This window comes from Paraburkholderia sp. GAS38 (genome assembly GCF_050434965.1).
GTDB classification, from domain to species: domain Bacteria; phylum Pseudomonadota; class Gammaproteobacteria; order Burkholderiales; family Burkholderiaceae; genus Paraburkholderia; species Paraburkholderia phenazinium_A.
The window spans coordinates 13,166-32,537 of the sequence record NZ_JBNDJO010000023.1 but is presented as its reverse complement, the minus strand read 5'-3'; the positions used below and the strand labels follow the sequence as shown (position 1 = coordinate 32,537).

Annotated in this window: 12 protein-coding genes; 4 read left to right on the top strand and 8 right to left on the bottom strand. The window is 64.3% G+C overall.

Annotated elements, in window-relative coordinates; genetic code table 11:
- Positions 1 to 10: 10 nt before the first annotated feature.
- From P3T42_RS35305 to P3T42_RS35295, 3 genes are all read left to right on the top strand, one after another.
- The gene (locus P3T42_RS35305; RefSeq protein ID WP_429308616.1) at positions 11 to 649 is read left to right on the top strand and encodes a LysE family translocator; all 639 of its coding nucleotides are present in this window, start codon (positions 11 to 13) and stop codon (positions 647 to 649) included.
- A gap of 332 nt (positions 650 to 981) precedes the next feature.
- Entirely contained in the window at positions 982 to 1,185 is a 204-nt protein-coding gene (locus tag P3T42_RS35300) for a cold-shock protein (protein WP_012428559.1), read from the top strand.
- A 237-nt stretch (positions 1,186 to 1,422) separates the two neighbouring features.
- A complete protein-coding gene (locus P3T42_RS35295; RefSeq protein WP_074294229.1) occupies positions 1,423 to 1,647 on the top strand; it encodes a hypothetical protein in 225 nt (74 codons plus the stop codon).
- Between the two features lie 82 nt (positions 1,648 to 1,729).
- On the opposite strand, the gene P3T42_RS35290 is transcribed toward P3T42_RS35295, so the two are convergent.
- Positions 1,730 to 3,403 carry an acyl-CoA synthetase gene (locus P3T42_RS35290; protein WP_429308615.1) on the bottom strand — a complete coding sequence of 558 codons (1,674 nt, stop codon included), beginning with the start codon at positions 3,401 to 3,403 and terminating at the stop codon, positions 1,730 to 1,732.
- 153 nt (positions 3,404 to 3,556) lie between these two features.
- On the opposite strand from P3T42_RS35290, the gene P3T42_RS35285 reads away from it, so the two are divergent.
- Positions 3,557 to 4,303, top strand: a complete 747-nt coding sequence (locus P3T42_RS35285) for a Crp/Fnr family transcriptional regulator (protein WP_074294227.1) — start codon at positions 3,557 to 3,559, stop codon at positions 4,301 to 4,303.
- A gap of 52 nt (positions 4,304 to 4,355) precedes the next feature.
- Here P3T42_RS35285 and P3T42_RS35280 read toward each other — a convergent pair whose 3' ends face one another.
- The 7 genes from P3T42_RS35280 to P3T42_RS35250 form a co-directional block, all read right to left on the bottom strand.
- Positions 4,356 to 4,739 carry a transposase gene (locus P3T42_RS35280; protein ID WP_429308614.1) on the bottom strand — a complete coding sequence of 128 codons (384 nt, stop codon included), beginning with the start codon at positions 4,737 to 4,739 and terminating at the stop codon, positions 4,356 to 4,358.
- A gap of 161 nt (positions 4,740 to 4,900) precedes the next feature.
- A complete protein-coding gene (locus P3T42_RS35275) occupies positions 4,901 to 5,611 on the bottom strand; it encodes a response regulator transcription factor (RefSeq protein ID WP_074294225.1) in 711 nt (236 codons plus the stop codon).
- Between the two features lie 136 nt (positions 5,612 to 5,747).
- Positions 5,748 to 7,889: an exodeoxyribonuclease V subunit alpha gene (recD, locus tag P3T42_RS35270; protein WP_074294224.1), complete on the bottom strand. Its 2,142-nt coding sequence runs from the start codon at positions 7,887 to 7,889 to the stop codon at positions 5,748 to 5,750.
- Entirely contained in the window at positions 7,886 to 11,770 is a 3,885-nt protein-coding gene (recB, locus tag P3T42_RS35265; RefSeq protein WP_429308613.1) for an exodeoxyribonuclease V subunit beta, read from the bottom strand. The genes recD and recB overlap by 4 nt, the downstream gene beginning before the upstream one ends.
- The gene (gene recC / locus P3T42_RS35260) at positions 11,767 to 15,411 is read right to left on the bottom strand and encodes an exodeoxyribonuclease V subunit gamma (RefSeq protein WP_429308612.1); all 3,645 of its coding nucleotides are present in this window, start codon (positions 15,409 to 15,411) and stop codon (positions 11,767 to 11,769) included. Before recC ends, recB begins: the two co-directional genes overlap by 4 nt.
- Complete coding sequence (locus tag P3T42_RS35255; protein WP_429308611.1) at positions 15,408 to 18,035, bottom strand: AAA family ATPase; 2,628 nt, start codon at positions 18,033 to 18,035, stop codon at positions 15,408 to 15,410. Before P3T42_RS35255 ends, recC begins: the two co-directional genes overlap by 4 nt.
- Positions 18,032 to 19,150 carry a metallophosphoesterase family protein gene (locus P3T42_RS35250; protein ID WP_429308610.1) on the bottom strand — a complete coding sequence of 373 codons (1,119 nt, stop codon included), beginning with the start codon at positions 19,148 to 19,150 and terminating at the stop codon, positions 18,032 to 18,034. Before P3T42_RS35250 ends, P3T42_RS35255 begins: the two co-directional genes overlap by 4 nt.
- Positions 19,151 to 19,372 lie beyond the last annotated feature (222 nt).

Below are 19,372 nucleotides of genomic sequence, written 5' to 3'. Positions count from 1 at the left end.
GAAAGCAGCCATGTCTCCGTCAACCGCCGTCGCCACCATTCTCACCGCGCTGCTGATCGGCGCCATGAGTCCTGGACCGAGTTTCGTCATCGTCGCGCGCAATTCGATCGGCCTGTCGCGTCACGACGGATTGGCCACGGCGCTTGGTATGGGAATCGGCGGGGTGCTCTTTAGTGGCGTCGCGCTGCTGGGTCTGTACACCCTGCTCGCCGCCGTCACCTGGCTGTACGTGAGCCTCAAGGTGGCGGGCGGGCTCTATCTGATCTATCTGGCGTCGAAGATATGGCGCAGCGCAAAGAAGCCGCTCGCATTCAATCAAGGCGAACTCAATGGCGGTAGCAATGCGCGCAAATCTTTCTGGATCGGCTTGAGCACGCAACTCAGCAATCCGAAAACCGCCATCTATTACGGCAGTATCTTTGCCGCATTACTGCCTCAGCATCCGCCGCTGTGGTGTTATTTCGCGCTGCCGCCGGCCATCTTCATGATCGAAGCCGGCTGGTACACCGTGGTCGCATTGTGTTTCTCGAGCAAGCGTCCGCGTGAACTGTATCTGCGAGCCAAGACCTGGGTCGACCGTGTAGCGGCCAGCGCCATCACCGCGCTGGGTCTCCGACTGATCTTCGCCGCACACCGCGTCGGCCTGTAGGCCGCAGCACGAAAAGCGGCTCCCGCAAGCTTCGTTGCGATGTCCCCTAACACCATGCCTGGCGTGACATAGAGGGAAATCGCAACATGCTGTTTTCCTAAGGGGGCCTGACCGTTTTCTACCGCGTCACGCACAGCCTGACGAAAACTTTACAAGATAATCCTTGACGGCGGTGGCCTCGTGCAGCTATTGTGGCCATCGAAGTTCAAGAAGTTCGATTGCTGTTCATCAATTGCTCGCTCTCTCAGCGGTATTCGTTGTCCTCTCCCTCCTTGACGCTTCACGTGCTCCATCGCGAGCGATTATTTACTTTTTTTCCTCAAGGATTCTTCATGGATACCGGCACCGTTAAGTGGTTCAACGACAGCAAGGGCTTTGGCTTCATTACACCGGACAAGGGCGGCGACGACCTGTTCGCTCACTTCTCGGAAATCAGCGGCGACGGCTTCAAGACGCTGGCTGAAAACCAGAAGGTGAGCTTCGAAACGAAGCAAGGCCCCAAGGGTCTGCAAGCGGCTAACATCAAGCCGCTGTAAAGTTTGAAGGGTCCGGTATCCGACTACGGGTACCGGGCTGCAGCGACATCCCTCGCGGAGTTTGTTCTCCCACAGCTGGTGCAATCGCTAAGCAGTTTCGTTGCGCCAAACGCCTCGCTTGCCCCCTCATTCCCCCCTGGCTTGACCGGCTTAAACGCCTCTCACGATACGCATTCGCTTCGGCTCGAACTGGCTTGTCCAGATCGCCGCGCACGCGTACGACTATTTAAAAATAAAATGCAAAACAAACACATTCATCATTACAACGGCTATGCCGTCCAACCCTCGGCACATCGTCTGCCTGACGGGTCGTTTTCCTCTAACCTGCTGCTCGAACGCGCCGGCACTGTACCTGCGGAAACGCGCTACCAGTTCTATTCGCTCGACTACTTCAACAACGAAGAGCAGGCGCTGCAGCACTCGTGCCGCTGGGCCCGCAAGTGGGTCGACAGCCGCGGCTAAGACGTCCCGACCGCATCCGTTAGCAGCGAAATCCGCGCCCCATACGGCGCGGGATGCCGCTCGCAACCAGGCGAATACTGCCTCAAGGTTTGACTTGAGGCTGGCTGGCGCTCTCAGCGCCAAGATCGATAGCACTGCCGGATTTCACACGCGCACGCAGCTCGAACTTCTGGATCTTCCCGGTGGACGTTTTAGGTAGCTCTCCGAAGCGAACCGCTTTGGGCAGCTTGAAACCGGCCAGAAACAGACGGCAATGCGCAATGATCTCGTCGGCGGTCACCTCGGCCCCCTCCTTGAGTTCGACGAAGGCACACGGCACCTCGCCCCATTTCGGATCCGGCATCGCCACGACGGCGGCCACCGAAACGGCTGGGTGCCGGTACAACGTGTCTTCGATCTCGATGCTCGAGATATTTTCCCCGCCTGAGATGATGATGTCCTTGCTGCGGTCGCGAATGCGCACGTAGCCATCGGACATCAGCACACCTAGATCGCCCGTATGGAACCAGCCGCCCTTGAAGGCATCTTCAGTGGCGCGCTCGTTCTTCAGATAACCCTTCATGCAGATGTTGCCGCGGAACATGATTTCGCCAAGCGTCTCGCCGTCGTTCGGCACAGGCTCGAGCGTGTCCGGATCCAGCACGGTGACGGCCGCCTGCAGGTGATAGCGCACGCCCTGGCGAGCGTTGAGCCGCGCGCGTTCATCGTCGCTCACGCTGTCCCAATGCGCCTGTTTGGCGCACACCGCCGCCGGTCCGTAGACTTCGGTCAAGCCATACACATGCGTCAGATCGAAACCGATCTCCTTCATCCTGGCAATCACCGCGGGCGCAGGCGCCGCACCGGCGACCATGGTGGAGACCCGGTGCCCAATACCCACGCGCCATTCTTCGGGTGCGTTAGCCAACGCGCTCTGGACGATCGGCGCACCGCAATAGTGAGTGACGCCCTCGGTCCGAATCAGGTCGAACACGGTTTTCGCGTCGAACTTGCGCAAGCAGACGTTGACGCCGGCGCGCGCCGCCACCGTCCACGGAAAACACCAGCCGTTGCAATGGAACAGCGGCAACGTCCACAAATAGACTGCATGCCTGGGCATATCCCATTCGAGGATATTGCTCACCGCATTCAGATAAGCGCCGCGGTGGTGATAGACCACACCCTTCGGATCGCCGGTCGTGCCCGACGTGTAGTTCAGCGCGATCGCATCCCACTCGTCGTCGGGCGGTTGCCATGCGAATTGCGGGTCGCCCTCCTGCAGAAAGACCTCGTAGTCGGTGGCACGCGGAAACTTGTGCGGATCCGCAGGCATCACGTCGTTGACGCTCACGATCCGCAGATCGGGAAACTCCAGCGAAGCACGATGCGCCAGCTCGGCAAACTCGGTATCGACGATCAACGCCTTGGCTTCGCCATGCCGCAGCATGAACAGGATCGAAGGAATATCGAGCCGCGTGTTGAGCGTATTGAGCACCGCGCCCGCCATCGGCACGCCGAAGTGAGCCTCAATCATCGGAGGAATGTTGGGCAGCAGCACCGCGACGGTGTCGCCCCGCCCTATACCGGCATGCCGCAGCGCGCCGGCGAGGCGCCGGCTGCGCCCGTAGGTCTCGCGCCACGTGCGGCGAATCGCGCCGTGGACGACCGCCAGACGGTCGCCGTAGACTTCGGCTGCACGCGCGATGAAGTCGACCGGCGTGAGCGGAACGTAGTTGGCCTCACGGCGGCCAAGGCCTTCGTCGAACATATGCGTCATCGGATCGTCTCCTCGGGAGCCCGGGGCTCCCATTCGTTTCTGCATCTTATGTTCAAATAGGCTAACAACTTCTATCGTGCGCTGTCTGTCGTTCAAATGACAGACTCCTGTGTTGCGGCGCCTTGCCCGATTCTTTTCTTCTTCAAGCGACCTATGGATGATGCTCCGGATACCGCCATCGACGCTCCCAGAGCGATTCGGCCGGACGAGCTCACGCGCGCGGATCTACCCCGCCTGTTCGGCCAATGCGCGTGGTTTCGCGCGCTGGCTGCGGAACATCAGGCGCTCGTCCTCGCGAGTTCACATGCGGAGTATCGCGAGAGCGGTGCGTGGATTGCGCGACGTCAGGCGCCGTCCGATTACTGGATCGGCGTGCATAGCGGCCTGCTCAAGCTGGCCATTTACAACGCGACGGGTCGCAGTTGCACCCTCTCGGGGGTGCCGCCCGGGGGCTGGTTCGGCGAGGGAAGCGTGATCAAGCGCGAATTGCGCAAATACGATGTGGCGGCCATTCAACCGTCGCTGGTGCTGTTCGTGCCGTCGGCCACGTTCCATGCGTTGCTGTCGTCGAGCCTGCCGTTCACCGGCTTCGTGATCCGTCAGCTTAACAATCGCATGGGCGAGTTTATCGCCTCGATCCAGAATAGCCGCTTGCTCGACGTCGACGCGCGGGTCGCCCAGTCGCTCGCGCAACTGTTCAATCCGGATCTTTACCCCGAGACGGGGCGCACACTCGCGATCTCACAGGAGGAAGTGGGGTTGCTTGCCGGCGTCTCGCGCCAGCGGATCAACCAGGCCTTGCAGAGCCTGGAGAAACAGGGGATTTTGCGGCTCGCGTACAACCAGATCGAGGTGGTCGATCTCGAGCGCCTTTGCGCATTTGGCCAGGAACAGATCTAGCCGGCGCAAACGTGCGCCTTATGCGCAATCAAGCTCAAGCTTAGGCCCGAACTCAAGCGGCTTTGCTTTCGTGCCTTCCGTGTGGATCGCGCTTGCGCGAAACGTAACGGGTCAACACCGTATCGGTGCGAAAAAGTTCGAATGCGATATCCGATAACACGCCCGTCTCGCGCCAACGCAGGTAATACCGATGCGATGTCTGATAGGGAGGGTAATTAGCCGGCATAGCGTTCCATGCTTTACCCGTGCGCAAGACCCACAGAACGCTGTTGACGACACCACGCAGATTGACACAGGGACGCCCTCTGCGAACAACGCCGTGATTCAGCTCGGGCAGCAGGGGAACAATGCGCTCCCACTGCGCGTCGGTCAGGTCCTCAACAGGAAGCGCGAAGGGCGCCGACGAATGCGATTGAGTCGATTCGAGAGTATTCATGCAAGTGAGGAACACGTACTACGCGACTGAGGTTCGCCTTGGCAAATGGGCCAACAGCCACCTGCCAGGGCCTTGCATTCAGCTTAACTTAAGCGCTACTCGAAGAAAGTCAAATCTTGTTAGATCTGCGTAATGGATTCGCGCGAATTCGTGTCCACGTTCTACTCGCGAGTCTCGACCACCTCGTCGCCGATCTGTTCGAGCCTGTATCCATAGCCGTAGATCGGCGTGAGGCGGTAGCCGTTTTCCGGCCGCAGACCGAGCTTCGAGCGCAGCATCGAAACATGGGTGTCCATGGTGCGCGTCGGAATGTCGACCGTCTGTTTCCAGACCATGTCGACGATATGCGCCCGTGACAACGGGCGATTCAGATGCTGGAACAGCAAGAGCGCGAGTTCGAATTCCTTCTGCGTGAGGCTCACTAATTGTTGCTTCACGTGTACCTGTTTAGCGTTCAGATCGAATTCGAAATCGCCAAACGCGGCTTTGACCGCGGCCGTGTTGAGCTGGTAAGTGCGGCGCAGCAGCGAACCGACGCGCGCAAGCAGCACGCTTGCAGCGACGGGCTTGACGACGTAGTCATCCGCGCCAGCGTTCAGCATGGATACAATGTCGCTTTCCCGGCCGCGCGAGGTCATGAAGATCACCGGTACGCGCTCGGCGAGTGTTGAGCGAACCCAGCGCAGGACTTCTTCGCCGGAGAGGTCCGGCACGACCCAATCGAGAATCAGAAGATCGAAGGTCTGGCGGTGTAACTGCTGAACCAACGTACGACCTTCGGCGAAGGTATGGCAAACATGACCGGCCGCTGACATCGTTTCATGCACGAAAGCAGTTTGGGCAGGATCGTCATCGAGTACCGCGATTCTCATGCTCGCCTCTTGTAGTAACGGGGCGCCATACCCACGGCATCAGCCTTTCCTGGCTGTCCGGGATAATTCGTCGCGCAACGCGCCTGCTGACGACCAGGGCCTTCGGTTCACAGGCACGCCGCGCATTGGCGTGCATTTATTGTACGCTGCCAAACCCCGCCATCAACCCACTCGCTCGCTGCACGTTGGCGCACACCGCCTGATCGAGCACGGGCTTGCCTTCGGGAATCGCCAGCGTCAGGAACGCCCGCGCCCGCGTGATGCCGGTGTACACCAGTTCGCGCGTCAGAATGGGGCTGAACGTATCGGGCAGCACCAGCGCCGCGTGCATGAACTCCGACCCCTGCGACTTGTGCACAGTGAGCGCGAGCACCGTTTCCACCGCTTGCAAGCGGCTCGGCAAGACCCACTTGATACCGCCCATACCGTCGCCGGCGGGAAACGCCACCCGTAGCACCGAGCTCTCTTGCGGCGCGCCCGGAAGTTCGAGCGTGATGCCGATGTCGCCGTTCATCAACCCGAGCTCATAGTCGTTGCGGGTCACGAGCACGGGCCGGCCCGGATACCATTCGCCGCGAGCGGCAATCAAGCCCTCTTCCTGCAACAGCCGCGCGACGCGCTTGTTGAGTCCTTCGACGCCCCACGGACCGCGGCGCAGCGCGCACAACAACTGGAACTCGCCGTGCGCCTTCAGCACCTCGCCGGCCCACGCGTCAAACGCGAGGGGTCCGGCGTCACGCTCAGGCTGGCGCTCGCGCATGGTCTGCAGGTAGTGCCGGTAGCCGTGCCGCGGGCGGCCCGGTTCGCCATTGGCGCCGAATAGCTGATCGGACGCCGCGGCCCCGCCGTATCCATCGATCACCAAGGCCCGGAACGACGCATCGTCCTGCGCGGAACAGACCAGCAGCGCGAGATCCGCATGCCCGTGCTTCCAGACCTGCGCGACGCCCGCCGCGTCGCCGGCGTTGACGAGCGCAGCGAGCTGGCCGATACCGCTCTGCGCCGAAAACCGATGGCTTTCCCGCAGCATCGCAATCGACTGATCGAGCGCCGTGCCGTGTTCGTCGATCCTGGCTGCGTCGATCCGCTCGCCGGTCGCCGCCAGCAGCCAGTCGCGCGTGGCCGGCGTGTAATGCCCTTCGCCCGCGCGCTGACACAGTTCGCCCAACACGGCCCCCGCTTCCACCGACGCCAACTGATCCTTGTCGCCCAGCAGAATCAGCCGCGCGGATGCGGGCAGCGCGTCAAGCACAGCCGCCATCATCTCCAGATCGACCATCGACGCTTCATCGATCACCAGCACGTCCACCGGCAACGGATTGCCCGCATCGTGACGAAACCGCCGGCTGTCCGGGCGCGTGCCCAGCACGCGATGCAGCGTGGCCACGACGGTGGGAATCGCCTCGCGCACGGCAGCGCCGTTCGGCAGCGCTTCGATCGGCAGTTTCTCTACGGCTCCCGCGATCGACTCGTTCAGGCGCGCGGCGGCCTTGCCGGTCGGTGCGGCGAGACGAATCCGCAGAGGCCGTGCGGGCCGCAGCGGGTTCCCCGCCGCAGCGCCAAGCGCCAGGGTCTGCAATAACGCCAGCAGCCTCACCACCGTCGTCGTCTTGCCGGTGCCCGGACCGCCCGTGACGATGCTGAACGCACTGCGCGCAGCGAGCGCACAGGCGAGCTTTTGCCAGTCGGCGCCGGTCGCATTCGCGGGGCGCGGGGGGAACAAGGCGTCGAGCGCGGTGCGTGCGGAATCGGCCTGCAGCGAGGCTTCCATTTGCGCGGATGCCGCAAGCCGCCGTTCGATACCGGCGCGCACGTCCTGCTCGTATTGCCAATAGCGGCGCAGATAGAGCCGCGTGCCGATGAGCACCAGCGGTGTATTGCCCGCCTCGGTCCCCACCAGGGCCGGTTGATCGAGCGCCGCCAGCCAGCGTGCGAGATTGACGCCGGCCAGCACCTCGGCGGGCGCTTGAGGCGGTTCTGGCGCCGCCAACGCTTGCGGTCCATCGGGCGGCAACGAGAGCGCGAAGGCGGGGTCGTCGAGCGTTGCCTGCAAGTCGAGGCACACGTGGCCGCGCCCCAGTTGATGGCTCGCGAGCGCGGCCGCCAGCACCAGCAGCGGCGGCGCTTGCGGTTCCTCGGTCCACAGGAAGCGCGCGAAGCCGGCATCGAGCGCACGCAGCCAGCCGCGCTCGACCCACTGGTCCAGCACGACGAGCATGCGCGCGGTGTCGCCCTTCGCGTCGATGACGGCAACGGTGTCAGTAGAGCGGGTCGTCATTCGGCTTCCTTCAACGCGTACTCCTCGGCCTCTTCGCCGTCCGGGCGATGCGCAAACAGCGCATCCAGTTCTTCGATCAACTCGCGCGGCGGCCGCTCGATATGCAGCCCCTGGCCCGGCGCACGGCCGCCGCGCAGAAACAGGTAGACCGCGCCGCCCACATGGCGGTCGTAGTCGTAATCGGGTAGCCGCACTTTCAGCAGCCGATGCAGCGCGAACAGATACAGCACGTACTGCAGTTCGTAGCGCGAATGCAGGATCTGCGCGCGCATCTTCGCCGGCGTGTAGGCCGTGTCGTCGGCGCCGAGCCAGTTCGACTTGTAGTCCGCCACGTAGTAGCGACCGTCGTGCTCGAACACCAGATCGATAAAGCCCTTAAGCATGCCGTTCAGCCGGGCCGGTTCGAGCGCGGGCCGCGGCGCGCCATCGAGCGTCAGGTCGCACACCAGTTGGTCGAGCACTTGCGTGTCGACCGTATGCGCGGCCAGCCAGAACTCCATTTCTGCCATGTAGGAGGTCAGCTTCGCCAGCACGACGGGCGGCACGGCCTCCCCTTCGACAGCAGGCAGCGCGAGCGGCGTGCGCAGCAGATATAGCAGCCAATCCGTCAGCGGTTCGATCCAGCGCGCCCAGCCGCGCAGATTGCAGCGGCGCGCTACCGTGTCGCGTACCAGTTGTTCGTCGGCGGCGAGCTTTGCAAAGCCCTCGTTGGCCGCCCATTCCATCAGGTCGTGCAGGAAACTGCCGGCATCCGCGCCGCGCTGGAAACCGTGCAAGGTTTGATCCGCCTGCTGGGCGAGCGCTGCGGCGGCTGAGCCAGGTGCAGCCGCTAACGCTAGCGGTGTGGCCTCGTCGTCATCCAGCGCTTCCGCCTCGCGCAATTCGTGAAACACGTCCTCGCTACGAGTCTCCGGCGCGACGCGCGACTCGTCCGGCTCCACGTCGATCACCGGTGCCGCAACGGCATGGACCAGCGTGCCGCCGATCACGCCGTTGTCCTTGCGCAGGCTCGAATAGCTGGCAATCCACCAATGCTCGCGCACGCGCCGCGTCAAGCGGCGCGCGTCGCCACGTACCTGTTGCGCGCCGCGCGGCACGAACGGTTTGTCGTTCGCGGGCGGCGCTTCGGCGACGCTGATTTCTGCGCACTCGCCCTTTAACTGCGTGAGCAGGTCTGCAAGCTCAGTGGCGACAATCGGCCTGCCGCCACTCAGCAGATAACCGAACGCGCTCAACTCGACGCTCTGGATCGGCGCAATCCCCACCCACGTCGCGTAGCGCGCCCGCGTGAGCGCCACATAGAGCTTGCGCAGGTCCTCGCCGAGCCGCTCGCGGTCCGCTCGCGGCAGCACGTTAGCATCGCCCAGCGTGATATGCAGTTGACCTTCCTCGTCGTGCCATTTGAGCGGCATGTCGTCGGCCTTGGCCGGCCGATAGGTGCACGCAAACGGCAGAAACACCAGCGGATACTCCAGCCCCTTCGACTTGTGGACCGTAACGACCTGCACGAGCCCCGCATCGCTTTCGAGCCGCAGTTGCCGCGCATCGCCGCCCGCGCCGCCGCCTTCGTCCTGACGCTGTTCGTCGAGATAGCGAATCAGCGCATGCTCGCCGTCGAGCTGCGAACTCGCCTGCTGCAGCAGCTCCGCCAGATGCAGCAGGTTCGTCAGCACGCGCTCGCCGTTGACCGCAGCGCCCGCGGTCTGGCCGAGCAGGCGCTGCGGCACGTGGAAGTCGTTGAGCAGGCGGCGCAGCATCGGCAGCACGCCCTTCTTGCGCCAGCAATCGCGATAGCCGCGGAACTGCAGCACGCACTCTTCCCACGCGAGCTCGTCGCGATTGAAGGCGTCGAGCGCGGCCCAATCGAGTCCGAGCGCCACCGTCGCCAGCGCGGTGCGCACCAGACGTCCATCGTCGGGGTCCGCGCATGCCGCCAGCCAGAGCCGCAGTTCTCCCGCCTCGTCGGTCTGGAACACCGAATCCCGCTCGGACAGATAGACGCTGCGCACGCCGCGTTCGGCCAGCGCCATGCGGATCGCGCGCGCTTCGGTGCCGTTGTTGACCAGCACCGCCATATGCGCGGGCTGCAGCGGCGTCATGCTGTCTGCGCCGCGCAAGCCTGCTGCGCCCGTCTGGCCCAGGTTGAGGAGACGCACCATCTCGGTCGCGCAACTGGCGGCCATGCCGCGCAGGTACGCTTCCTTGCTGAGAGGCTTGCCCTCTTCCGCGGACGGCAGCCACCATGCGCTCAGCGCGGGCACATCGTGACCGTCGGCTTGCAGCCGGTCCTTGCGGCCCTGCGCCTCGGCCGCGATGAACGGCAGCGGGTTATCGCCGCCCTCGGCGCCGCGAAACAGGAAGGCGCCCTCACCGTCCCGCCGCTCTTCAGCCGCGTCGAAGCAACGATTGACCGCTTCCACCATCTCCAGCGTCGAGCGGAAATTCTTCTTCAGCGTGAACAGCCGTCCGGCACAGGCACGCCGCGCTTCGAGATACGTGTAGATATCCGCGCCACGGAAGGCATAGATGGCCTGCTTAGGATCCCCGATCAAAATGATCGCCGTGTCCGGGTCGTTGTCGGCGATGCGATAGACGGCATCGAAGATACGGTACTGCACCGGGTCGGTGTCCTGAAACTCGTCGATCAGCGCAACCGGGTATTGCTGACGGATGATCTCGGCGAGACGCGCACCGTTCGGCTTGTGCAAGGCGTCGTTGAGGCGCGTGAGCAGATCGTCGAAACCCATCTGCGAACGAAGCGCCTCCTCCTCCGCGAAACGCTGCGTGATCCAGCGCGAAGCGTGCGACAACAGGGCGTGGTAGGCCGTCGGTTGTGCGTCCAGTGCATCGCGCAGCGTCTCCATCGCGACGAAGGCGGGATGCGCCGGCGGCTCGCCGATGAGCCAGATTTCGGCGAGTCCTGCCGGGGTAAAACGCGTCCACACCGCTGCGGAATCCTCGAAATCGGGCCGCAGCATCTCGGGGGTGTTGGCCCAATCGCGCAGCTTGTCGATCCACTTCTTGCAGTTCGGCGCGTTCAGGCTGGTGGCCTTGAACTGCTTCTTGACCCGCGCGTCGTCGAATAGCGCCTGAATTTCATCGCACCATGCGGGCCAGTTGGCCTTTAGACGGTCGAGATGTTCGCGCTGTTTTTCGCGGGCCTGTTGCAGCGCTTCGAGCGGCGGCGGCGCCTTCGGCAGCAGATCGGCATGGCCGAGCAGACCGCGAATTTCCGCCTGCAAGGCGGTCGGGCTAGCGAACCATTGGCGGACTTCGGATGCGGACAGCGCGTCGAGCGGCGCGAGGAAGGTACGCCAGTAATCGCGCACGACTTCCGCGCGCAACTCGCTCTGGTCGGTTTCGAGCGTCTGCGAAAACAGGCTGTCGCTATCGAACGCATGCTCGCTCAGCATGCGGTTGCACCAGCCGTGAATCGTGGAGACCGCAGCCTCGTCCATCCATTCGGCGGCGAGTTGCAGGCGGCGGGCGCAGGCGGCCCATTGTTCCGTCGCGTAGCCTTTACGCAGGTCGTATAGCAGGTCTTCGCCTTCCGGACGCGCTGCAGCCGCAGCCTCGACCCTGGCCGGATCGGCGCGGAAGTACTCAGCGGCTTCGATCAGGCGAGCGCGGATACGTTCACGCAGTTCCTTGGTGGCGGCATCCGTGAACGTGACGACGAGGATCTCCGGCGGCGTCAGCGGACGCGCCTCGCTATCCGCTCCACGGTGACCGAGCACGAGCCGCACGTACAGCATCGCGATCGTGAAGGTCTTGCCGGTACCCGCGCTGGCTTCGATCAGGCTGCTGCCCTGCAGCGGAAACTCGAGCGGACGTAGCACCTCGGCAGGCCCGGCGAGCGGCGGTGTCAAGGTGGCGTTCATTGCGCGTCTCCGGCGTTGTTAGTTGTGCTCTTCGATTTCGACGACGACGCCGGAATCGCGCGATGCAGCGGCAGCAGCAACGCAACCGCCAGCCGCTCGAATTCGCCGGTCGCGGCCAGGTCGCTGAAATCCGGGTACGCCCGGTACAGGTAGGCATTGGTATCGCGCTCGCCCTGCTGGCGGCCCGAGCCTTCGTAGGCGATACGAGCGGCGTCGCGCGCTTCGACGAGCGCAGCGGTTACGTCTGCGCTTTCGCCGGATTCACCGGCGAAGTCCTCGGCATCCGCGAAGTCGAGCGAGCCAGGCCGTTTCCTGAGCCAGGCAAACGCCGTTTTGACGGCGAGCGGTAACGGCCGACGCGTGCCTTCGTCCCATGCACGCAACAAGGTCAGCAGATGCGCGTGCGCGTCCTCTGTCGCGAGCGGCGCGAATTCGACGCTGCCCACCTTGCTGACGATCACCGTCGTCACCGCACCTACGGCGAGCTGCGCGGCCAGATGCCCGACCCAGTAGGCAATGAGCCGGTCGCCGCGATACTTGCGGTCCTTGATCAGCGTGCCGGGGTCGAGAAAGACCCGACCGTGGCTGCCATCGGGACTGGTGCGCAACTCGCCGATCCAGTCTTCGACGCTCAGCGCACCCAGGTCCGCGCCACCATCGACGCGCAGTTCGTATTGCTCGTCGAGCCGCTCCGGCCAGCGCTGCAACTCGGCGCGATAGCGTTCGAACAGATCGGCCATCGGCTCCATCAGGTCGTCGGCTATCACTTCGCCGAAGCCGCCGGCCGCCAGATCGCCGCTGCGATGCATGCGCTCGAGGCGGTTTTGCGCTGCAGGCAGCAGATCCTGTTCACCCCGTTCAAGCGCGGCGGCCTGGGCGCGAATCAGTTCGTTTTGCAGTTGCCACGCTTCGAGCTGATCCACTTCGAACGGCTCATGATTCTCGCTGGCGGCATCCTCGGTTTCGAAGGCGACGCGCAGACGATGGCGGAAGAAGCTCTTGACCGGATCCTTGAGGAAATCTGCCAGTTCGCGCACCGACAGCGGCTCGTCACGTTCGAGCGGTTGCAGCTCGGCGTCGTTACCGTTTTCCAACCTATCCACGCTCGCGCCGGACTCCGACTCCGACACCGGCTGGTTCCACTCCCGCGCATACGTGAACAGCTTCGACGCACCCGTTTTCGCCGGAAAATACTCGGCGCTAAACGGCTGCAACCGGTGATCGACGGTCAACGCATGCAGCAACGCATCCGGCTCGTTCCCTGCCGCGCCTTTCAAACGCCAGCCGCCTTTCAGATGGTCGCGCAACTGACCGACCAGCACCGACGGCGGTCGCGGCGTGTTGTCGTTGACGCTGCGCCCCACCCACGACACATGCAGATGCTCGCGCGCCGACAACAGCGCCTCCAGGAACAGATAGCGGTCGTCCTCGCGACGCGAGCGGTCACCAGGACGGTAGTCGCGCCGCATCAGATCGAAGTCGAGCGGCATGCGGTTACGCGGATAGTCACCGTCGTTCATGCCGAGCAGGCAGACGATGCGAAACGGAATCGCGCGCATCGGCATCAGCGTGGCGAAGGTGACGGCGCCCGCGAAGAAGCGCTGGGTCAGGCCGCCGCCTTCGAACTGCGAGAGCCAGTAATCGCCGACGATCGACAGCGGCAATTCGCCGGTCAGCGCCGCTTCGTCGCAGGCGTCGCGCCACGCTTCGAGCGCGGCGTCGAGGCGTTCCAGCGTGTAGGCGTCTTCGCTGTCGTCGGGTGCGAAGAAGGTAGTCTTGAGCCAACGCAGACGTGTGCACCAGCCAGTCACGGTGGCCGGTTGGCGCAGCGTCTGCCAGGTTTCGTCGAGCGCATCCACGAGACGCGTCAGCGGTCCAAGCAAGGCCGCATCGAGACCGCCGATCTCCGCATACGGTTCGATGTCGTGCCACGCGCCGGCCTTGTCGCCGGCCGCATAGCCGAGCAACATGCGGCGCAGGCCGAAGGCCCAGCTATTGGGCGCGCTCTCGCCGCCGGCTTGCGGCAAGCCGAGACTCGCGCGTTGTTCGGCGTGCAGTCCCCAGCGAATGTTGGCGCCGCTGATCCAGCTACGCAGCTTCGGCAAATCATCCGTATCGATACCGAAACGCGCGCGCAAGGCGGGCACTTCGAGCAGGTCGAGCACATCGCTGACGGTCAGGCGCGATTGCGGCAGCGCGAGCAGCGTTTCGAGTGCGCCGATCAGCGGATCGAAATCGCGTTGGCCACGGTCCGCGACGCTGAACGGAATATGACGCGAGTCGTCCATATCCAGCAGACCGAACACGGCCTGGATATGGGGCGTGTAGACCTCGATGTCCGGCACCATCACGATCACATCGCGCGGACGCAGCGTCGGATCGGCGGCAAACGCGGCCAGCAACTGGTCGTGCAGGACCTCGACTTCGCGCTGCGGGCTGTGCGCGACGTGAAAGCGGATCGAGTGGTCGGCGTTCGCGTCCACCGCGCCCCACAGCTCGCGCGATTCGGGCAGCGGCCGCAGATCGCGGATGTCGTCCTGCAATTGCTGCAGCATGGTCGACGCATCGTCGCTTTCGAACAAATCGATGCGCTGCCCGATGCCGGTGAAATGCGCCGTATAGCGCTCGCGCGCTTCGACGCTGTCGTATTCGTCGAGCAGGCCGATGAAATCGCGGCCCTGCTTGCCCCACGCCGCCAGCAGCGGTTGCGCGTGCAGATGCAACTGCGCGTCGTCCATGGTGGCCGGCGCGCCGTGACGGCGCTGCTGGCGGGAACGTTGCGCGCGCAACAGATCCTGATCGGCGACGATATCGGCCCAGTAGTGCGCGCAAGGGTTATGCACGCACATCAGCACCTGGGTCCAGCGCGAGAGCGCGGCGAGCACTTCCACGGCCTGACGCGGCAAGCTCGAAATGCCGAAAATGATGACCCGGCGCGGCAACCCCGGCGGCCGCTCGTGTTCTGACATCTCCGCGGCACGGCGCAGAAATTCGTCGTGGACTGCGGCGCGGCCGGCCGTGGCTGTGTCGGCGCCCGCTGCGGCGTGCGTCTCCACATCCTCCAGCAGCGCCCGCCAGAGCGCGGCCTGCCAGCGGTATTCGTCCGGCAGCGGCGTGCGCTTGTTGCGCGCGTCGATCTGCACGTCCTCACCCGCGGCCCACGCCGCGAGCCAGTCCGCACGATAGACCTGGTACTGGTCGAACAGATCCGCCACGCGCTGCGCGAGCTGGAAGCGTTTGCGCTGATCGCCGTCGTGGGCCATGAAGCGCTTGAGCGGCGCATAGCCCGGCGACTCGAGCAGCTCCGGCAACAGACGCGTCAGGCGCCAGACGAGGCGTGATTTGTCGAACGGGGAAATCGCCGGCACGGCGCTGTCGCCGAGCACCGCGCGATACACCTGCCACAGAAAGCTCGCCGGCAGCGACATGTCGAGCGCGGCCGAAATACCGCAGCCGCCGTCTTCCGGATCCGCGGCGAGCGCGAGCTTCAGCCACTGGGCAATACCGTTGCTCTGAACGAGGATGACCTCTTTTTCGAGCGGTCCCAACGGATGCTGGCGGATCCATTGGACCATCAGGTCGCGCAAGCGCTCCGGCTGATTGCCGTGAACGAGCATCAGTCCTGCGGGAATCGAACTCATGCGGCGGCCCTCAGGTCGTCGATCGCGCGTTGCTTGACGCCCAGATCGTCCCATAACTCCGGGTGACAGGTGAACAGCAGGATCTGGTGACGGGTCGCCGCATCGAGCAAGGCGCGCTTGAGGGCATCGCGACGCGTGCCGTCGGTGTGGACGGCGGCATCGTCGAGCATCAGCAAGGTGGGACGACCCGCGGCCTTCAGCAGGTCGGCGTAGGCAAGGCGCGTGAGAATCCCCATCTGTTCGCGGGTGCCGAAACTGAGGGCGTCGAGCGTATCGATGCGGCCTTCGCGTTGTAGCGCCACCGGGCTCAGGTCGTCGCCCAGTTCGAGCGCCGACTGCGGAAAAATACGTTTCAGGTAATGGCCCAGCCGTTCGGTCAGCGGCGCACGCAGTTGGGCAACCGCGGCATCGCGTTCCTCGACCAGCACCTTGTCGAGCAGGCTCAACGCGCCGGCGCGCGCGCTCAGCTCGTTCTTGCGCCGCTCCATCTGTTCAAGCAAAGCGGACACCGTGGCGAGCCGCTCGCCAAGCCCCGATGCGCCCATCGTCTCCAACTGGCTGCGCAGTTCGGCGATCCGCACTTGCCGTTCCTGCTGCTCGGTGCGCGCGAGATCCGCCGACACGCGATAGCGTTTGGCCTCTGCAACCGGGTCGTCGGTGCGCGCGGCGCCGAGTTCCTGATTGCGCTCGTCACGCTGCTTCGTCAAGGCGGCCACGTGCGCGCGTTGTTCGACGATTTTCGCCTGCCATTGCGCGCGGCGTTCGCGGAACGCGGCATCCTGCAACTGGGCTTCTTTACGCTGCACCTGCTCGGCGAGCGAGCCGCTCGTCGCCTGCGCATTCGAACGATGCTCGCCCGCCAGGGCCAGCGAGCGCGTCGCGGAGTCGAGCGCCTGGCGTGCGTCGTCCGCCGCGCGGCGCGCGTCGTCCACCGCCGGTGCGGCCGTGACATCCGGCAACGCGGCAAGTCGCTGGTCTGCGGTTTGCCGCCGCGCCGTCGCACTCGCCAGGTCGTTGCGCAAAGGCTCGATGCCCTTCGGCGCATGCACCGCGAGAATTTTCTGCTGGCTCTGCAGTTGCGCGAGCTGCGCCTTCCATTGCTCTTGACGTGCCTGCGCATCGCCCAGCGAGGCCACGCCCAGCGCCCGCAGCAGTTCTGCCTGTTGCGCCTCGGCATCGGACAGTTCGGTGCGCAGCGCCGCCAGATCGGAGACGCCGGGCACGATACGCAGTTCGCCCAGACCCGGCAGCTCGATGGTCTGCTCATCGTCGAGCCGCAAGACGCCTTCACCGGTCAGCGTTTCGCCGCCTACCACGATAGCGCCGCCGCTCAGCCGGTAGTCGATGCGCGTCATCGCCGCTTCCTTGCGCGCCTTCAACACGCTGGTGCGCGACTCGAGCGCCTGCAGTTGCTGCAACTGGGCCGCGTCGATTTCGAGCGAGGCCGCGGTACGCGTGGCCTCGAGCACCGCGGCTTGCGCCGCTTCGGCCGCGGCGATCGATGCTTCGAGCCGCTCGATTTCAGCGCGATACATCGCGATCTGGCTGTGCAGGTCCTGCGCCATCATCGCGGCATTCGCGAGTTCCAATGCGCGGGTCGCGGCATCGTTGGTCTGCTGGCAACGCGTCACACGCTCGCTTGCCTGGCCATACTCGGCCTCGACGGCAAGCACGGCTGCTTTTGCGCGTTCGAGTTGCTGCCGTTCGTCAGCGAGCGTCGCTTCCTGGTCCGCTGCGTTTTGCTCCTGCTGCAACGCGAGCGTCAATTCCGCCTCGTGCACTTGCAGTGTCTGCACCAACCCTTGCACGTTACGCTCGAGTTCGGCCAGTGCAGCGGCACGCGCTTGCGCCTGCACCGCCTTTTGCTCATGCGCTTCCCATGGGCGTTTGCGTTGCGCGTCCTCGAAGGCTTCCTGCTGCGTGGCAAGACGCGTGAGGTTCTCGTCGAACTGACGACGCTGCCCTTCGAGCGTATCGCGCTCGACCGCGAGCGCCGCCAGTGCCTGCTCGGCTTCGGCAAGCGGACCGGTTGCGCGTTGCGTGCGGGCGGTCAGCAGTTGCCGCAATTCGCGTTGCACCGCGCCGATCAGCACGTCTTCGCCGCCCGAGCCGGTGCTGCCCGAAAGCTGCGTGAGCGCATCGCGCAGATACAGCGCCGCGTGACCGCTTGCGTCGCGCAAGTCGTGAGTCTCGCCTTGCTGCACCCATAGCAAACCCGGCACACCGGCCTGGTCCGCTTTCATCGCGCCGCGCGTTGCGCGCGAGAAGCCGAGCAATGCCGCCAGCCGGTCCTCGGCTTCATCCTCGCCGAAGACCTGCTGACCGATCCGCAAGTCGCAGCGTTGCCGGGTAACGAACTGTTTGGCCAGCGTGCAAGCCACACCGTCGAGATTGAAACTCACTTCAACCGAAGGCTGTCCGCTCGCCTTGCCCCAAGGCAAGAGGTCTTTCAGATGAGACGCCTTGTAGCGTTCGAGAAACACCGTCCGCACCGCTTCCGCAATCGTGCTCTTGCCCGCCTCGTTCGGACCGGTGAAGAGGTTCAGCCCCGGCTCCAGGTCGCCGATAAACAAACGTCCATTGAACTGCTTGAATTCCTGAATCGCAATACTTTCGAGCTTCATGCAGCCCTCGCTTCACGCTGAAACTGGGCGAGCAGCAGCAGCGCTTCCGCTGCGAGCGTCGCCTGCTGCGGGTCCGCCTGCAGATCGCGCAGCCGCGCGACCACTTTGCCGAGGTAGCCGCTTTGCGCCCCGAGCGCGGCAAGATCGCTCGCTGTGGGCTGCACTTGCAGCTCCGTCATTTCGACGCGCAGTGCACGCACGCGCGCACGGGTCTCGTCCACCGCGAGACGCACGGCCTCGGCGGAGGCGAGATCGGTCGTGCCGCGGATGTCGAGCTTGAGGACGTCGGCCGCGCCCAGTGCCTGCAAACGCAGCGTCAACGCGTCGACGTCGCTCGGCACCACGATCTCTTCTTCCCAGCGCAGCCAGCGATACTTGCTCACCGGCACAGCCTGCACCGACGGCAGCGCGCCTGGCTCCTGCAGCGTCACATCGAGCATGAAGCCCGGGTCGTTGGCGCGAAAGCGGTCCTGTTCGTGCGTGCCGGCGTACCACGTACGCTCATTCACCTGGAAGTGACCATGCCAGTCGCCCAGCGCGAGATAGTCGAGGCGCGCGGTCTCAGCCCGTGTCGGTGCGATCGGGTTGGTCGAATCGATACCTTCCTGCAGGATGCCGCTCACGCTGCCGTGTGCAAGCCCGACGCGGAAATAGTCGGTCGGGCTTTCGGCGTGGTCGAAGAAAGTGGTGGTGTCGTCATAGGTGATGCGCTGCGTAAGCGGCGCGCACAAGAACGCGCATTTGAGTTCGTCGAACAGCACGACGCCCGGCGTCAGTACGACGCGTACATTGGTTGGTATGCAGTTCAAGCGCTGTGCACGCGTCCAGACGCTTTCGACCAGCGCGGCATCGTGGTTGCCGGGCAGCATGATCCACGGACCGGCATAGCCCGCCAGCGCGCCGAACAGGCGCCGGATGACCGTGTCGGAGACGGTCTGCTGATCGAAGACGTCGCCGGCTACCAGCACTGCATCGACGCGGCGCGCGGTGGCCTCACTGGCGATCCGCCGCACCGTTTCGAAACGCGCTTCGGCGAGATGCGCGGCTTCCTCGGCGTCGAACTGGCCGAATTGCGTGCCGATCTGCCAGTCTGCGCTGTGCAGGAATCTGATCATGGGGTCTCCATTCGATGAATGACGTATGAGGCTGCGTGCGTCATGAATGGTGGATGTTACCGTGACGTCGGGACAGAGCGTGTCCTAGTACGGCGAACGCCGCTTTCTGCCCGCGCCGCAGGCTCGCGAACGACTGCAGGGGTTTTATACTGAAATTCGATAAAAATACAGTAACAAAACCTGAAAACGTCGCTTTATCCTAGTGCCCGAAACTGGCTCAAG

What these genes read in the sequence shown, in the direction of transcription:
- P3T42_RS35305 (WP_429308616.1), top strand. Translation starts at nt 11, where the DNA reads ATGTCTCCGTCAACCGCCGTCGCCACCATTCTCACCGCGCTGCTGATC.
- P3T42_RS35300 (WP_012428559.1), top strand. Translation starts at nt 982, where the DNA reads ATGGATACCGGCACCGTTAAGTGGTTCAACGACAGCAAGGGCTTTGGC.
- P3T42_RS35295 (WP_074294229.1), top strand. Translation starts at nt 1,423, where the DNA reads ATGCAAAACAAACACATTCATCATTACAACGGCTATGCCGTCCAACCC.
- P3T42_RS35290 (WP_429308615.1), bottom strand. Translation starts at nt 3,403, where the DNA reads ATGACGCATATGTTCGACGAAGGCCTTGGCCGCCGTGAGGCCAACTAC.
- P3T42_RS35285 (WP_074294227.1), top strand. Translation starts at nt 3,557, where the DNA reads ATGGATGATGCTCCGGATACCGCCATCGACGCTCCCAGAGCGATTCGG.
- P3T42_RS35280 (WP_429308614.1), bottom strand. Translation starts at nt 4,739, where the DNA reads ATGAATACTCTCGAATCGACTCAATCGCATTCGTCGGCGCCCTTCGCG.
- P3T42_RS35275 (WP_074294225.1), bottom strand. Translation starts at nt 5,611, where the DNA reads ATGAGAATCGCGGTACTCGATGACGATCCTGCCCAAACTGCTTTCGTG.
- recD (WP_074294224.1), bottom strand. Translation starts at nt 7,889, where the DNA reads ATGACGACCCGCTCTACTGACACCGTTGCCGTCATCGACGCGAAGGGC.
- recB (WP_429308613.1), bottom strand. Translation starts at nt 11,770, where the DNA reads ATGAACGCCACCTTGACACCGCCGCTCGCCGGGCCTGCCGAGGTGCTA.
- recC (WP_429308612.1), bottom strand. Translation starts at nt 15,411, where the DNA reads ATGAGTTCGATTCCCGCAGGACTGATGCTCGTTCACGGCAATCAGCCG.
- P3T42_RS35255 (WP_429308611.1), bottom strand. Translation starts at nt 18,035, where the DNA reads ATGAAGCTCGAAAGTATTGCGATTCAGGAATTCAAGCAGTTCAATGGA.
- P3T42_RS35250 (WP_429308610.1), bottom strand. Translation starts at nt 19,150, where the DNA reads ATGATCAGATTCCTGCACAGCGCAGACTGGCAGATCGGCACGCAATTC.